Origin of the sequence: Paenibacillus sp. FSL F4-0125 (assembly GCF_038008565.1) — a bacterium.
In the GTDB taxonomy this organism is placed as follows: Bacteria; Bacillota; Bacilli; order Paenibacillales; family Paenibacillaceae; genus Paenibacillus_AQ.
This window is the reverse complement of record NZ_JBBOZJ010000001.1, coordinates 1-16,772: the sequence shown is the minus strand read 5'-3', so window position 1 is coordinate 16,772 and position 16,772 is coordinate 1. Positions and strand designations below refer to the sequence as shown.

The 16,772-nt window shown below is 45.5% G+C and carries 9 protein-coding genes and 2 rRNA genes; 1 reads left to right on the top strand and 10 read right to left on the bottom strand.

The window, feature by feature from the left end:
• Position 1: 1 nt before the first annotated feature.
• The 4 genes from NST74_RS00055 to gyrA form a co-directional block, all read right to left on the bottom strand.
• Positions 2 to 2,930: ribosomal RNA gene (locus NST74_RS00055) — 23S ribosomal RNA — on the bottom strand.
• Positions 2,931 to 3,190: 260 nt separating this feature from the next.
• A 16S ribosomal RNA gene (locus tag NST74_RS00050) occupies positions 3,191 to 4,748 on the bottom strand.
• The 16S and 23S rRNA genes sit together here, the layout of an rRNA operon.
• A gap of 431 nt (positions 4,749 to 5,179) precedes the next feature.
• Positions 5,180 to 6,280 carry an HD-GYP domain-containing protein gene (locus NST74_RS00045; protein WP_341109939.1) on the bottom strand — a complete coding sequence of 367 codons (1,101 nt, stop codon included), beginning with the start codon at positions 6,278 to 6,280 and terminating at the stop codon, positions 5,180 to 5,182.
• Between the two features lie 269 nt (positions 6,281 to 6,549).
• On the bottom strand, positions 6,550 to 9,090 hold the full coding sequence (gene gyrA / locus NST74_RS00040; RefSeq protein ID WP_341109938.1) for a DNA gyrase subunit A: 2,541 nt from the start codon (positions 9,088 to 9,090) through the stop codon (positions 6,550 to 6,552).
• 354 nt (positions 9,091 to 9,444) lie between these two features.
• Between gyrA and NST74_RS00035 the strand changes: the two genes are divergently transcribed.
• Positions 9,445 to 10,320, top strand: coding sequence for a YheC/YheD family protein (locus NST74_RS00035; protein WP_341109937.1), 876 nt, complete (start codon positions 9,445 to 9,447; stop codon positions 10,318 to 10,320).
• A 124-nt stretch (positions 10,321 to 10,444) separates the two neighbouring features.
• Here the strand turns inward: NST74_RS00035 and gyrB are convergent, their stop codons facing one another.
• From gyrB to dnaA, 6 genes are all read right to left on the bottom strand, one after another.
• Positions 10,445 to 12,355 (bottom strand): DNA topoisomerase (ATP-hydrolyzing) subunit B, encoded by a 1,911-nt coding sequence (gene gyrB / locus NST74_RS00030; RefSeq protein ID WP_042123053.1) that lies wholly within the window; start codon positions 12,353 to 12,355, stop codon positions 10,445 to 10,447.
• Positions 12,356 to 12,402: 47 nt separating this feature from the next.
• Complete coding sequence (gene remB, locus NST74_RS00025) at positions 12,403 to 12,651, bottom strand: extracellular matrix regulator RemB (protein ID WP_036677731.1); 249 nt, start codon at positions 12,649 to 12,651, stop codon at positions 12,403 to 12,405.
• A 16-nt stretch (positions 12,652 to 12,667) separates the two neighbouring features.
• Positions 12,668 to 13,786 carry a DNA replication/repair protein RecF gene (recF, locus tag NST74_RS00020; RefSeq protein ID WP_042123050.1) on the bottom strand — a complete coding sequence of 373 codons (1,119 nt, stop codon included), beginning with the start codon at positions 13,784 to 13,786 and terminating at the stop codon, positions 12,668 to 12,670.
• A gap of 20 nt (positions 13,787 to 13,806) precedes the next feature.
• Complete coding sequence (gene yaaA, locus NST74_RS00015; protein WP_042123047.1) at positions 13,807 to 14,037, bottom strand: S4 domain-containing protein YaaA; 231 nt, start codon at positions 14,035 to 14,037, stop codon at positions 13,807 to 13,809.
• Between the two features lie 48 nt (positions 14,038 to 14,085).
• Positions 14,086 to 15,228 carry a DNA polymerase III subunit beta gene (gene dnaN, locus NST74_RS00010; protein WP_042123045.1) on the bottom strand — a complete coding sequence of 381 codons (1,143 nt, stop codon included), beginning with the start codon at positions 15,226 to 15,228 and terminating at the stop codon, positions 14,086 to 14,088.
• A 197-nt stretch (positions 15,229 to 15,425) separates the two neighbouring features.
• Positions 15,426 to 16,772 (bottom strand): chromosomal replication initiator protein DnaA, encoded by a 1,347-nt coding sequence (gene dnaA, locus NST74_RS00005; RefSeq protein WP_042123043.1) that lies wholly within the window; start codon positions 16,770 to 16,772, stop codon positions 15,426 to 15,428.

Sequence of the window (16,772 nt, the reverse complement as noted above, 5' to 3'; positions counted from 1 at the left end):
ATAGGATAAGCCCTCGACCGATTAGTATTGGTCAGCTCCATGCATTACTGCACTTCCACCTCCAACCTATCTACCTCGTCGTCTTCAAGGGGTCTTACTAATTGGGAAATCTCATCTTGAGGGGGGCTTCACGCTTAGATGCTTTCAGCGCTTATCCCGTCCGTACGTAGCTACCCAGCCATGCTTCTGGCGAAACAACTGGTGCACCAGCGGTACGTCCATCCCGGTCCTCTCGTACTAAGGACAGCTCCTCTCAAATTTCCTGCGCCCACGACAGATAGGGACCGAACTGTCTCACGACGTTCTGAACCCAGCTCGCGTACCGCTTTAATGGGCGAACAGCCCAACCCTTGGGACCTACTTCAGCCCCAGGATGCGATGAGCCGACATCGAGGTGCCAAACCTCCCCGTCGATGTGGACTCTTGGGGGAGATAAGCCTGTTATCCCCAGGGTAGCTTTTATCCGTTGAGCGATGGCCCTTCCATGCGGTACCACCGGATCACTAAGTCCGACTTTCGTCCCTGCTCGACTTGTAGGTCTCGCAGTCAAGCTCCCTTATGCCTTTGCACTCTTCGAATGATTTCCAACCATTCTGAGGGAACCTTGGAACGCCTCCGTTACTCTTTAGGAGGCGACCGCCCCAGTCAAACTGCCCGCCTGACACGGTCCCCGTACCCGATTAGGGCACTAGGTTAGAACCTAGATACGATCAGGGTGGTATCCCAACGGCGCCTCCACCGAAGCTTGCGCTCCGATTTCTACGGCTCCCACCTATCCTGTACAGATCGTACCCAAATTCAATATCAAGCTGCAGTAAAGCTCCATGGGGTCTTTCCGTCTTGTCGCGGGTAACCTGCATCTTCACAGGTATTAAAATTTCACCGGATCTCTCGTTGAGACAGCGCCCAAGTCGTTACGCCATTCGTGCGGGTCAGAATTTACCTGACAAGGAATTTCGCTACCTTAGGACCGTTATAGTTACGGCCGCCGTTTACTGGGGCTTCGGTTCATAGCTTCGGGTTACCCCTAACCACTCCCCTTAACCTTCCAGCACCGGGCAGGCGTCAGCCCGTATACTTCGCCTTGCGGCTTCGCACAGACCTGTGTTTTTGCTAAACAGTCGCTTGGGCCTTTTCACTGCGGCCCCCTCGTGCTATTCACACTACCGGGGCACCCCTTCTCCCGAAGTTACGGGGTCATTTTGCCGAGTTCCTTAACGAGAGTTCTTCCGCGCGCCTTAGAATTCTCTTCTCGCCTACCTGTGTCGGTTTGCGGTACGGGCACCTTCTCCTGGCTAGAGGCTTTTCTTGGCAGTGTGAGATCATGACCTTCGCTACTATAATTTTCGCTCCCCATCACAGCCCAGCCTTAACGATGTGCGGATTTGCCTACACATCAGCCTCACTGCTTAGACGGACATATCCATCAGTCCGCGTCACTACCCTCCTGCGTCACCCCATCGCTCATAGCGGATTACGGTGGTACAGTAATTTCAAACTGTTGTCCTTCGACTACGCCTTTCGGCCTCGCCTTAGGTCCCGACTTACCCTGAGCGGACGAGCCTTCCTCAGGAAACCTTGGGCTTTCGGCGGATCAGATTCTCACTGATCTTTTCGTTACTCATACCGGCATTCTCACTTGTATGCTGTCCAGCGCTCCTTACGGTACACCTTCAACCCACATACAACGCTCCCCTACCCCAGATACATACGTATCTAGCCATAGCTTCGGTGGTGTGTTTAGCCCCGTTACATTTTCGGCGCAGAGTCACTCGACCAGTGAGCTATTACGCACTCTTTCAATGGTGGCTGCTTCTAAGCCAACATCCTGGTTGTCTGTGCAACTCCACATCCTTTCCCACTTAACACACACTTGGGGACCTTAGCTGATGGTCTGGGCTGTTTCCCTTTTGACAATGGATCTTAGCACTCACTGTCTGACTCCCGGCAATAAGTATATGGCATTCGGAGTTTGACTGAGCTTGGTAATCCTTGCGGACCCCGCACCCAATCAGTGCTCTACCTCCACTACTCTTATACCGAGGCTAGCCCTAAAGCTATTTCGGGGAGAACCAGCTATCTCCGAGTTCGATTGGAATTTCTCCGCTACCCCCACCTCATCCCCGCACTTTTCAACGTGCGTGGGTTCGGGCCTCCAGTGCGTGTTACCGCACCTTCACCCTGGACAGGGGTAGATCACACGGTTTCGGGTCTACGTCCACATACTCAATCGCCCTATTCAGACTCGCTTTCGCTGCGGCTCCGTCTTCTCGACTTAACCTTGCATGTTAAACGTAACTCGCCGGTTCATTCTACAAAAGGCACGCCATCACCCATTAATAGGGCTCTGACTTTTTGTAAGCACACGGTTTCAGGTTCTATTTCACTCCCCTTCCGGGGTGCTTTTCACCTTTCCCTCACGGTACTGTTTCACTATCGGTCGCCAGGTAGTATTTAGCCTTAGCAGATGGTCCTGCTGGATTCATACGGGGTTTCACGTGCCCCGCACTACTCGGGATCCGTCTCGGAGAGAACACAGTTTAGGCTACAGGGCTTTTACCTCTATCGCGGGCCTTTCCAGACCTCTTCGCCTACCATATTCCTTTGTAACTCCATGTGAGACGTCCCACAACCCCTAAGAGCAAGCTCTTAGGTTTAGGCTGTTCCGCGTTCGCTCGCCGCTACTGACGGAATCACTATTGTTTTCTCTTCCTCAGGGTACTTAGATGTTTCAGTTCCCCTGGTCTGCCTCTACATACCCTATGTATTCAGGTATGAGTAACTGCGAATTACCACAGCTGGGTTTCCCCATTCGGACACCCCCGGATCAAAGCTTGCTTACAGCTCCCCGAGGCAGTTTCGTTGTTCGCCACGTCCTTCGTCGGCTCCTGGCGCCTAGGCATCCTCCGTGTGCTCTTATTAGCTTAACCTTGATTTTTCCGCAGGAAAATATCATACGATATCTCTCTTGGAATCATTTCACTAATAACATTTACTTGTTTTACACAAGTTGCTAAAAGATGTTCTAAAACGCAAATTCGTTTCGGTATCCAGTTTTCAAGGATCAAGTCTTACCTGAGAGCTTAAACTCTCAAAACTGAGCAACGAGTGAGTAACAGGCCTAAACCTGAGTTTTGGAAGCTTAGCTTCCGATTTGAATGTCTCCACTTCCGAAGACGATTCTCCATAGAAAGGAGGTGATCCAGCCGCACCTTCCGATACGGCTACCTTGTTACGACTTCACCCCAATCATCTACCCCACCTTCGGCGGCTGGCTCCCTTGCGGGTTACCCCACCGACTTCGGGTGTTGTAAACTCTCGTGGTGTGACGGGCGGTGTGTACAAGACCCGGGAACGTATTCACCGCGGCATGCTGATCCGCGATTACTAGCAATTCCGACTTCATGCAGGCGAGTTGCAGCCTGCAATCCGAACTGAGACCGGCTTTGATGGGATTGGCTCCACCTCGCGGCTTCGCTTCCCGTTGTACCGGCCATTGTAGTACGTGTGTAGCCCAGGTCATAAGGGGCATGATGATTTGACGTCATCCCCACCTTCCTCCGGTTTGTCACCGGCAGTCACTCTAGAGTGCCCAACATTACTTGCTGGCAACTAAAGTTAAGGGTTGCGCTCGTTGCGGGACTTAACCCAACATCTCACGACACGAGCTGACGACAACCATGCACCACCTGTCTCCTCTGTCCCGAAGGCCGCTGCTATCTCTAGCAGATTCAGAGGGATGTCAAGACCTGGTAAGGTTCTTCGCGTTGCTTCGAATTAAACCACATACTCCACTGCTTGTGCGGGTCCCCGTCAATTCCTTTGAGTTTCAGTCTTGCGACCGTACTCCCCAGGCGGAGTGCTTACTGTGTTAACTTCGGCACCAAGGGTATCGAAACCCCTAACACCTAGCACTCATCGTTTACGGCGTGGACTACCAGGGTATCTAATCCTGTTTGCTCCCCACGCTTTCGCGCCTCAGCGTCAGTTACAGCCCAGAAAGTCGCCTTCGCCACTGGTGTTCCTCCACATATCTACGCATTTCACCGCTACACGTGGAATTCCACTTTCCTCTTCTGTACTCAAGTCACCCAGTTTCCAGTGCGACCTTAGGTTGAGCCCAAGGTTTAAACACCAGACTTAAATGACCGCCTGCGCGCGCTTTACGCCCAATAATTCCGGACAACGCTTGCCCCCTACGTATTACCGCGGCTGCTGGCACGTAGTTAGCCGGGGCTTTCTTCTCAGGTACCGTCACTCCGGTAGCAGTTACTCTACCGGACGTTCTTCCCTGGCAACAGAGCTTTACGATCCGAAAACCTTCATCACTCACGCGGCGTTGCTCCGTCAGACTTTCGTCCATTGCGGAAGATTCCCTACTGCTGCCTCCCGTAGGAGTCTGGGCCGTGTCTCAGTCCCAGTGTGGCCGTTCACCCTCTCAGGTCGGCTACGCATCGTCGCCTTGGTGGGCCGTTACCCCACCAACTAGCTAATGCGCCGCAGGCCCATCCCTCAGTGACAGATTGCTCCGTCTTTCATTCTTTCTTCAGGAGAAGAAAGAAATTATCCGGTATTAGCTACCGTTTCCGGTAGTTATCCCAGCCTAAGGGGCAGGTTGCCTACGTGTTACTCACCCGTCCGCCGCTAAGTCATTTTGAAAGCAAGCTTTCAAAATGACTCCGCTCGACTTGCATGTATTAGGCACGCCGCCAGCGTTCGTCCTGAGCCAGGATCAAACTCTCCAATTAGTATTGAAAAGAGCGATATGCTCATTTTGAAACATCTGACGAGAAAATTAATTCTCACGATGAAATTTCAAAAGCGTAAAATACGCTGTGAAACTCATCAGTTTTGGATTTCACTTTCGTGATTTCCTACTCACTCGTTGTTCAGTTTTCAAAGATCAAGTTCTCGTTGGCGCCGTTTAATGTCTCAGCAGCAACTCTTATACTATATCATGTTCGGCTATTTAATGTCAAGCTCTTTTTTAAGTTCTTTTTCGAACTCGGCATGTGTATTTCTTGGCCGGACTTAGAATATATCATGTATAGAGATTGATTGCAACACTTTTTTTTAATATAATCTATAAATAAGAGACTGTGCTACCAATGATCCTAAATATACTCTTACGCACTAGGCAGCACAGCCTCAGCTCTGAAGTCTCTCAATACTTACTACACTAAGCAATAATCTCTTGAATATATAGATCCCGCTCCAACATTAAGTTAACAATTGTACCCTCTACCTTAATCATAGGACGTGTAGGATTCGCACGATCAGTGAATATGATCTCCCCGTGACGCCCATCGCTCAAACGTATTCTGGTTCCATTAAATAAATCAGTGCTCTTCTGTATAAAGGTCTGTACAACGACTGGGTCAAGCTTACCAAAGCTTTCTGTCATAATCTGCTCTAATACTAGATAAGGGGACTGTGCCTTTCTATAGGCTCTTTCCAAAGTCATAGCATGGAATATATCTGCAACCGCAACTACTTTAGCGTAAAAGTGAATCTGGCTACCTTCTAACTTAAGTGGATAACCAGACCCATCAACCTTCTCATGATGCTGCAATGCCGTTAGTCTTACCCCTTCATTAATCGCTGTGACATTACGTAATAATTGATAGCCATATGTAGTATGTCTGCGAACCTCTTCTATTTCGGCACTATTAAGTGACTCCGGCTTATGTAAAAGAGAACTATCTACTTTTGCGTTTCCGATATCATGCAGCAATCCAGCAAAAGCGATCTGCATCCAATCCTTTTGCGGGTACCCGCACCACTGAGCAATCTTATATGATGTTAGCGCGGACAATACGGCATTGTGATAGTTGTAATCCTCGTCTTTTAGCGTACGTGGAGAAAACTTCAAGACATGATAATCCTTCAAATGATGACTAATTAGTACCTCTAACTGACTCCGCAACTCAAAAATAGGAAGAGAGGCTGCCGTTACCGAACGATAGCTTGTCCTAATAAGTCCGATCATTTTGTCATATTCATCGTGTAGTGGGGAATTGTTCTTAATCAGCATTGATTCATTTATAATGGCTCCGGCTTTAAGTGATGTCTGCTTCGAGTTTTTTTTGGCAGCATCAGAGTTGCCCTCTCCTTGAACACCCTCGATCTCCACTTGCCCAACTAAGAAAGCTTCCAAAATTTCTAGATCACGGGGGAGTAGTATTTTTCCCTTGGTAAACAAAATCCCACCCAAAGGTGTAATTACATCTTTGATTATCTTTGAGCCCGCTTTAACTTCTCCAACCAATACATTTGGCATATACTCAGCCCCTTAATTTCTATAACAATAAGCTCAGGATTACCCAAATCTAATATGACAGATAATTTCTGAGAAAATAGTACTTTATATACTGATTTATACTCTATCGGCTAATTATAGTACGGATAAAAGGAAGCGACTAGTGCAATGAAAACTATTCTTTTAAAAATTACTCATTACATTTCATAAAATAACTAACTATTAATTAATCACAGTAAAAAGAGCAAGGGGTTCTATTACAGAACCCCTTGCTCTTTATTGAATATAAACTATTCTAAGTTATCCTCTTGATCTTCAGCGATTGTTTCCGGCTGATCTATATCGCCAGATTCATCAACTGTTACTTGGTTCTCGAGGCCTTCTATATCTTCAGACATTTCGTCCTCTTCATTCTTATCGGCTCTGCACAGGGTAGCCACAGCATCATCCTCGCGGATGTTAATTAGCTTAACCCCTTGCGCATAACGACCCATAGTAGAAATTCCATCCATGCTGGTACGAATCAAGGTACCGCTTGTAGTAATGATCATTAAGTCTTCGTCGTTCTTAACAACTTTAAGACCAACTACAGGTCCATTCTTCTCAGTGAGATTAATGGTCTTGATTCCTTTACCGCCACGAGTCTGGGAACGATAGTCGCCGGCTGGTGTCCGTTTACCATAACCCTTGCTAGTAACAATCAGAACCTCAAGCTCCTTATCGACACAGTCCATACCAATGACATGGTCATTACTATCGAGTGTAATACCCTTCACGCCAGTTGCGCTACGACCCATAGAACGAACATCATTCTCTGAGAACGTAATCGACATTCCGCGTGCCGTACCGATAATAAGATTTTGCTGGCCATCTGTCAGCTTAACCTCAATCAAGGAATCCTCTTCACGAAGATTAATAGCAATAAGTCCGCCTTTGCGGATGTTATTGTAATCCTCAAGTGGAGTCTTCTTCACGATACCTTCGCGGGTAGCAAAGAACAAGTACTTGTCACTATCGCTCTCTTCCACCTGGATAACGGCACTAATCTTCTCACCTTGTTCAATTTGAATCAGGTTGATGATTGGTGTCCCACGTGCAGTACGACCCAGCTCTGGGATCTCATAAGCCTTAATCCGGTACACCTTACCCTTATCGGTAAAGAACATCAGATAGTTATGAGAGTTACTCACGAAGAGATGCTCCACAAAATCTTGGTCCTTGGTGTCCATCCCCATTACTCCGCGGCCCCCACGCTTCTGGCTGCGGTAAGTGCTGACAGGCAGACGTTTGATGTATCCCGTATGCGTAATAGTGATAACAACCTCTTCACGTGGAATAAGGTCTTCATCGAGAATACTTTCTTCACCAACCGTAATCTCTGTCCGGCGATCATCAGAATATCTATCACGAATATCCTGCAACTCGTTGCTGATGATTTCCAGTACGAGATGCTCATTCGCCAAAATTTCACGGTACTCTGCAATTTTAGCTAACAATTCGTTATATTCATTCTCGATTTTTTCCCGTTCCAGACCAGTCAGACGCTGCATCCGCATGTCGAGGATTGCTTGAGCCTGCTCTACACTGAGGCTAAAGGTGCTCATCAATCCGTCACGGGCTATATCCGTTGTCCGCGAAGCGCGGATTAAAGCAATCACTTCATCCAGATGATCCAGCGCAATACGCAGACCCTCTAGAATATGAGCGCGTGCTTCAGCTTTTTTAAGATCAAATATTGTACGACGACGAATAACTTCAATCTGGTGCTGCAAATAATGATAGAGCACATCACGCAGATTAAGAATTTTCGGCTCGTTGTTGACGATGGCAAGCATGTTGATCCCAAATGTGGATTGCATTGATGTGTGTTTATATAGATTGTTCAACACAACATTTGGATTCACATCACGCCTCATCTCAACAACTACACGCATACCGTTACGGTCAGACTCATCTCGAAGATCCGTTATACCCTCGATCCGTTTCTCACGTACTAATTCTGCGATTTTTTCAACCAGTCTTGCCTTGTTTACCTGATATGGCAGCTCATGTACAATGATGCGAGCCTTACCGTTGTTCTCTTCAATTGTTGCCTTGGCACGCATGGTCACGGAACCACGCCCCGTACGATAAGCCTGACGAATGCCCTCACGACCCAAAATATATCCAGCCGTAGGGAAGTCAGGGCCTTGGATATACTCCATCAATTCCATAGGTGTGATATCGGGATTCTTAATCATCGCCTGCACACCATCGATAACTTCACCTAGGTTATGCGGTGGGATATTAGTAGCCATACCTACAGCAATACCAGATACCCCGTTCACGAGCAGGTTCGGATAACGAGCTGGCAATACAACTGGCTCATGCTCTTCACCATCATAGTTGGGTGCGAAATCAACTGTTTCTTTGTTCAAATCTCGAAGCATTTCGCCTGCAATCTTGGAAAGACGGGCTTCTGTATAACGCATCGCTGCAGCCATATCACCATCAATCGAACCAAAGTTCCCGTGACCGTCCACAAGCATATAGCGCATAGAGAAATCCTGAGCCATCCGTACCATTGTTTCATAGACGGCTGAGTCACCGTGAGGGTGGTACTTACCGATAACCTCACCGACGATTCTTGCCGATTTCTTATGAGGCTTATCCGCAGACATTCCAAGTTCCGACATCGCAAACAAAATGCGTCGGTGAACCGGCTTGAGTCCGTCCCGCACATCTGGCAAAGCCCGACTAACAATGATGCTCATTGCGTAATCCATAAAGGATTCACGCATTTCCACGCCAATGTCCCGATCTTTGACTTGTGGGTTATTTTGTTCAGCCATGAATTGCTGGACCTCCTTCAGTTAAAAAACCGCTACCCTTAATTATATTACTTTCACAAAAGTAGCACAATTAAACATGATAGCCTTTTATCTTCTAATATTGATTTCTTTTGCGTTGGTTAGGGTATTCGCCCTTTCCGCAAATGTCTTTAGTACATAGACTGTAAAGACAAGAAACACGGTTTTATTATCCTAGTATCGTTTCATAAGGCAAACCCCATATCCTTATATTATACCATTGTTTAGGTAGCTTGTCCTGATTTTCAGCCGTCAAAGATTATGCTTCCAAAGCAAGATTTGTACAAAGGAATTCAAAAGACCACACGCTGTAAAAAATTGTTAAGGAGGAAGATAATGAAGATTCAACGTGTCCCAAGTAAATGGGCAAAAACAAAAGTCATTCTTCAAAATCAATCTCTATCTCTATATGTGCCAGATACTCGTAAATACGATTTAAGTGTTCTTAAAGAAATGCTTGTGTTATATACAATGGTCTATATTAAACCTGACCGCGGAAGCTTTGGCATTGGTGTAATGAGAGCCGAGCAGCGTACGGTGATTTTGAGCCCTAGCCAGCGGAAGTCTGAAAAAAATGCCACCACCGATAACGAGGAGATAGAACAACAAGAAACACAGCTCCTATATATTTTAAGATATGCAAAAACGGCAGAAGTTTTCTTCTCCCCCGAAGAGCTGCATGAAGCCTTACAGAAACGAATTCAGAACCGTACCTACCTGATCCAAAAGGGAATTGACCTTCTACGTTATCAAGACCGCCCCTTCGACCTTCGAGTTCTTGCTCAAAAAAGTCCGTCAGGCGTATGGGAAACGACAGGAATGCTCGGAAGAGTAGCTGCCCCTCAGAAAATTGTCACCAATTATCATAACGGAGGCAGTATTGTGTCAGTAAATACATTATTAAAAAGTCATATGAACCCTTCTGAAACACTCTCCACCGTTAATCAATTAAAATCTTTAGGCGTACAAATTGCAGGCCAATTGGAAACTACTTATCCAGGGATTAAAGAAATCGGTCTGGATATTGCCATGGATCAGCATATGGATATGTGGCTGCTTGAGGTCAACACCCTTCCATCCATAGTTATATTTAAGTTATTTCCTGATAAATCTATCTATCGTAAAATACACCGCTATGCTGTAGCATACGGGCGTGTAAAAGCTAGAAAATCTCCATACACTACCCGCCACAAACAAATCACCAAGGCCTAAAAAACAGCTCTGAAATCAAAAAACCTCCAGCATTCTAATTCCATTAGGAACAGAAGCCGGAGGTTTTGTTAAAAATATAAGTAAGTATAAGTTTCACGTTATACATTATCCTTATATTTTATTCTTACACATCAAGATATCTGACGTCTTTCGCATGCTCATGGATAAAATCACGTCTTGGTTCAACATTATCGCCCATCAGCGTATCAAAAATACTATCAGCGAGCATCGCATCTTCAATCGTTACTTGTAACATCATACGCGCCTCAGGATCCATCGTCGTGTCCCACAGCTGGGTAGCATTCATTTCACCCAAACCTTTATAGCGCTGGACATTGACTTTAACATTTTCTCCAAAAGAAGCGATAATCTCATCGCGTTCCTTCTCGCTTCCTGCATAACGGATCACTTTGTTGCGCTCTATCTTGAACAATGGCGGTTGTGCAATATAGATATAACCTGCATCTACTAGCTTCCGCATGTAACGGTAGAAGAATGTTAACAATAGAGTTCTAATATGAGCTCCATCGACGTCGGCATCCGTCATAATAACGACTTTATGGTAACGAGCCTTTGATAGGTCAAAATCATCGCTGATCCCTGTACCCAGAGCCGTAATGATCGCCCGGATTTCCGCGTTGGATAGAATACGGTCTAAGCGAGCTTTTTCTACGTTTAGGATCTTACCACGTAGTGGTAGAATCGCTTGGAAATGACGATCCCGACCTTGCTTAGCCGATCCCCCCGCAGAGTCACCTTCGACGATATACAATTCGCTGATAGACGCATCCTTGGATGAACAGTCTGCAAGTTTACCAGGTAGTGCACTGACTTCAAGCGCACTCTTACGGCGTGTTAACTCACGAGCCTTACGAGCGGCTTCTCGTGCACGTGAAGCTGAAAGCGACTTTTCAAGGACACGGCGAGATACTGCTGGATTCTCTTCCAGGAACTCCTGCAATTTCTCTCCGAACAGTGATTCTACAATTCCGCGTACTTCACTATTTCCGAGCTTAGTCTTCGTTTGACCTTCGAACTGAGGCTCTGGAATTTTGACAGAAATAATCGCTGTCAATCCTTCACGCACGTCGTCACCAGTCAGATTTGAATTACCATCCTTCAGCACACCCGCTTTACGGGCATAATCGTTGATGATACGTGTTAGCGCACTTTTGAAGCCGGATTCATGCGTTCCGCCCTCATGAGTATTAATATTATTCGCAAAAGAGTAGATGTTCTCTGTATACGAATCATTGTATTGGAGAGCTACTTCAACCTGGATCATATCTCGTGAGCCTTCCACGTAGATTGGTTCCTCGTGCAGCGCTTCTTTTTTCTCATTCAAATATTTCACATATTCAACGATACCACCCTCGTATTTGAACACGTTGGTAACATCGGTGCGCTCATCATGCAGTGAAAGCTCGATTCCTTTGTTAAGAAAAGCTAGCTCACGAATACGTGTAAGCAATGTCGCATATTCAAAGACTGTGGTTTCAGTAAAGATTTCAGGGTCTGGATGAAAAGTTGTAGTCGTACCTGTCTCGTCCGTATCTCCAACAACCTTGATCTCATACTGTGGTGCACCACGTCTGTATTCCTGCTGATAAACATGCCCATCACGCTTAACATTAACAACAACCTTCTCAGACAAGGCATTTACTACGGAGATACCCACACCGTGTAAGCCGCCTGATACTTTATATCCGCCGCCGCCGAATTTACCGCCTGCATGCAGTACTGTCATTACAACTTCAAGCGTCGACTTTTTAAGTTTTTCATTTTCACCTACAGGTATGCCACGTCCATTATCGATAACAGTAATCCCGTTATCCTCATGAATAATCACTTGAATCCGGTCACAATAACCTGCTAGGGCTTCATCGATACTATTATCTACGACCTCCCACACCAAGTGATGGAGACCTTTAGAACTAGTGGAACCAATATACATGCCCGGACGTTTCCGGACAGCTTCTAGCCCTTCTAGTACCTGAATCTGGCTCTCATCATATGTCGGTTGATTCATTGACATGCCTTCACCTACTTCTTTCAGATTATCTCTTTGTTACTAAACGCAAGTTATATCTCGAGCAAAATTTTGGCTCTTTTTTTGAGAGTGGAGGAGGAAATGGGGGAGTAATACACGATATTTTTAGTTACGACAATAGATTTTGCTTCCTCTTCACCAATCCGCTCAAGCTTCTTGTCCTGCTCAGAGTGAATGACGAATTGCTTAGACACCTTGGAAGATTTCTCAATTGAAATATCAAATATTGCAATTAACTCCGAAGAGCGAATAATCTTCTCCCCGCCCAAATGAATATACATGATCTTCCTCCGCTCTTTATAACTCCACTTTTCCATCATGAACATGATATAGGCTGGCGCCTTTTAATTTATCGGCATTCAGACCCTCAATTCCGGTAGCGGTAATGAATGTCTGTACCTTGCTTTGAAAGGTTTCAATAAGCTGGGTCTGTCGGTAAGGATCAAGCTCGGATAAAACATCATCAAGAAGCAGCACAGGATATTCTCCGATTTCTTCATGGATCAGCTCGATTTCCGCCAGCTTGAGCGATAAAGCCGTGGTACGCTGCTGTCCCTGAGAACCGTAGACCTGAGCTTCCCTTCCGTTGATAAAAAAGGACAGGTCATCCCGATGGGGACCCGTCAGCGTCATGCCGCGCCTGATTTCTTGTTCTCTCGTTTGTGATAACTTTAACATAAAATTGTCTAATAAGACAGCTTCATCTTCCTCATCCCGATCGCCGAAAGAGGGGACATAGAGCAATTTCAGTTCTTCTCCGCCGTTCGTAATCCCCCGGTGTATGCTTTCAGCCCATATTTGCAGCTTCTTTATGAATTGTTTCCTTTTTTTTACGATTTTAACACCGTGCTCCACAAGTTGAGCATCCCAGATTTCCAAAAGGTCTTTTCCCGCTGCCTCTTTGCCCCACAACTGCTTCAGCAAATTGCCCCTTTGTAAGAGAATCTTTTGATACTGCTGGAGGTGAAATAGATAACTGGGCTGGACTTGGCCAATCTCCATATCGAGAAAACGCCGTCTGATGCCAGGTGTGCCTTTTACGATTTCTAAGTCTTCCGGTGCAAACATGACCACATTGAGTGATCCTACAAACTCACTAAGGCGCCGTTGTTCTAAACCGTTAATCTTAGCTTTTTTACCTTTGGCAGAAAGGGTGAGCTCTAGCTTGAGATCGCCGTACTTACGTTCTACCTCGGCAATGATCTGAGCAGCGTCTCCAGGGGCATCGAATGAAATAAGTTCGCGATCTTTCGAGGTGCGGTGGCTTTTGGTCATCGCCAGGACGAACAATGCCTCCATGAGGTTTGTTTTGCCTTGGGCGTTCTGACCCAGAATCAGATTGACATCGCCCAGGCTCTCCAGACGCAGCAGCCCGTAATTTCGATAATGCTGCAGACCGATATTTTTAACAAACACGAAATGGTTCCTCCCCTAGCCTACTCCTCTTTAACTCCTCCACCTTCAACCTGAAAGGTGCCGTTATCCTGCACTTCAATTTGGTCACCCGGATACAGCTTTCTTCCACGTCGTTCCTCTACTTCTCCGTTAACCAGTACATGTCCTTCTTGCAGTAAAGCTTTAGCCATTCCACCTGTGGATACACAATCAGAAAGTTTCAGGAATTGATCCAGCTTGATATATCCACTGTGGATAAGTATTTTTTTCATGGTTTTTATCCTTTCAGCCACTTATCCACATGTTCATGAATGTTGGCATTAATTTGTTGTACGGTAAGGCAAAATGATATACAAGCTATTCGTTTGGTCAAGTGGCTTCAAAATGATCGGACTCATCATCCCTGTAAATGCTATGACAAGCTGCTCACTCTCAATAACTTTTAAGACATCGAGCATATATTTGGAGTTGAAGGATATTTTGAGCGGTTCACCTTTGAAATCGATGACTTCAAGTTCCTCACGAACTTTACCAAGCTCAGAAGAGCTAGAAGAAATTTCAATGCCGCCTTGCTCAAGCGTCTGCATGCGAACAATATTGGTTTTTTCTTCACGGGACAGCAAATAAGCGCGATCAATTGATTCGCTTAATTTTTTTGTGTCCAAAGTTAGTTCTGTTTTGTAGGTTGTTGGAATAATTCTAGAAGTATCCGGATAAATTCCATCAAGGATCCGTGAATAGAACAGTACTTTGTCGATTTTAAAGAGAACTTGATTGTCCGCAACCACAATATCAACGAGCATATTTTGATCAGGGATAATTTTACTTAGCTCATTAAGGGTTTTACCGGCGATTACGATATTTGCAAATTGGACATTCTCCGTACCTTCTAGTCTTGCTGCTCTTGTAGCTAAGCGGTGACGGTCTGTCGCTGTAAACTTAAACTCATTATCAGCCAGATTCCACAGTATACCTGTTAAAATCGGAGTTGTCTCTTGGGTAGAAATAGAAAAAGCGGTTTGTTTAATCATATTTTTCAGCAAATCACCTGGCAGGGAGATAGTATCGTTCTCCTCAATACTCGGTAACACCGGGAATTCTTCAGGGTCTAAACCTACGATCTGAATCTCCGTGGATCCAGAAGAAATATACGTTTGGAACCCTTCTTTAACTTCCATGTGAATCTCTTTGGAGGGCAGCTTCTTAATAATCTCGACGAAAAACTTAGCGGGAAGAACTACACTTCCTGGCTGGTCTATCTTCACGATCGTATGGCTGTCATTCTCTGCTGGAATAAACGATTGGATGGAAATATCGGTGTCGCTTGCAGTTAGTGTGACGCCTTGATGGCTAACTTCCAGCTTAATACCGGTCAGAATTGGGATCGTTGTTCTACTGGAGATAGCTTTGGATACGTGTTGAATGGATTCGTTGAGCTCGTTTTTAAGAATGCTTATTTTCATGATTTCACTCCTAGCTGAAAAATTGGGGATTTCGTTGTATTTGCTGATCTTTATTACGCGTCTTTACATGATGAATTATTATAGTTATTTAATAGTATTAGTAGTAGGGGCGTCTAATATGTGGATAACCCTATCAAATAGCATAAAATTAAGCCTACCCACATGTGTATAGATTGTGTATAGGCTCTTTGTTCCTCTTAGGAAGGATTTTTAATTTTCTCCGCAAGATTATTTACCACTTTGTACAACTCCTGATCGACCTTTAATGACTGTGTAATTTTATCATGCGCATGAATTACGGTCGTATGGTCACGTCCACCGAATGCCTCGCCAATCTTAGGAAGCGAATAATCCGTTAGTTCACGGGAGAGATACATTGCGATTTGACGTGGAAATGCTACGGCTTTCGTACGTTTTCGTGCTTTGAAGTCTTCAAGGCGTAAATTGTAGTATTCACCGACTTTTTGCTGAATATCAGCGATGGTAATCATCTTAGGCCGGCTTGAAGGAATAATATCCTTGAGTGCTTCAGCTGCCAAATGAGTGGTTACATCCTGGTTGGTTAGCGATGAGTAAGCAACAACCCGGATTAATGCACCCTCGAGTTCACGAATATTGGTGTCAATCTGGTTAGCAATATACATCATGGCCTCATTAGGGATATCAAGGTTCTCTGCCTTCGCCTTTTTGCGCAAAATCGCAATTCGGGTTTCTAGATCAGGTGGTTGAATATCCGTAATCAAGCCCCATTCAAACCGGGAACGTAGGCGTTCTTCCAGTGTGGGAATTTCCTTTGGCGGTCGGTCGCTGGAGATGATAATTTGCTTGCGTTCTTCGTGGAGCGCATTGAACGTATGGAAAAACTCCTCCTGCGTGGACTCTTTTCCAGCGAGGAATTGAATATCGTCAATAAGCAAAATGTCAACGTTACGATACTTATTGCGGAAGCTTTCACCGCGGTTATCACGGATTGAATTGATAAATTCATTCGTGAATTTCTCTGAAGAGATGTAAATAACCTTGTTATTTGGGTTATGTTCCAGAACATAGTGCCCAATGGCGTGCATTAAATGGGTTTTGCCCAGTCCTACACCACCGTATAAAAACAAGGGATTGTATGCTTTGGCGGGTGCCTCGGCTACTGCCAGTGAGGCTGCATGCGCAAAACGGTTGCCAGAGCCAATTACAAAAGTGTCAAAGGTGTACTTGGGATTGAGTAGATGCGTTTGCGCTTCTTCTCGTGATACTACGGGAGTGGGAGCCGATTGTTGAACCACAAGCTCAGGCGGCTTGCTTTCTTCAATGACGAATTTTACATCCACTTGTTTCCCTGTAACTTCGTAGACCGTAGCTCCTACTAGTTTGGTGTAGCGACTTTCCAGCCATTCTACTGCGAACGTTGTAGGTGCCGAAATAATGAGAACCTGGGAGTTGAAGGTTACAGCTTTGGTAGCCTTAAACCAGGTATCAAAGCTCGGCTTGCTTAATTTGGTTTGAATAATCGATAAAATTTGCTGCCATAATTCGGAAGTATGGCTGTCCAC

Bases quoted from the DNA above. Each gene is read 5' to 3' on its own strand.
- NST74_RS00045 (WP_341109939.1), bottom strand. From the start codon at position 6,280: ATGCCAAATGTATTGGTTGGAGAAGTTAAAGCGGGCTCAAAGATAATC.
- gyrA (WP_341109938.1), bottom strand. From the start codon at position 9,090: ATGGCTGAACAAAATAACCCACAAGTCAAAGATCGGGACATTGGCGTG.
- NST74_RS00035 (WP_341109937.1), top strand. From the start codon at position 9,445: ATGAAGATTCAACGTGTCCCAAGTAAATGGGCAAAAACAAAAGTCATT.
- gyrB (WP_042123053.1), bottom strand. From the start codon at position 12,355: ATGTCAATGAATCAACCGACATATGATGAGAGCCAGATTCAGGTACTA.
- remB (WP_036677731.1), bottom strand. From the start codon at position 12,651: ATGTATATTCATTTGGGCGGGGAGAAGATTATTCGCTCTTCGGAGTTA.
- yaaA (WP_042123047.1), bottom strand. From the start codon at position 14,037: ATGAAAAAAATACTTATCCACAGTGGATATATCAAGCTGGATCAATTC.
- dnaN (WP_042123045.1), bottom strand. From the start codon at position 15,228: ATGAAAATAAGCATTCTTAAAAACGAGCTCAACGAATCCATTCAACAC.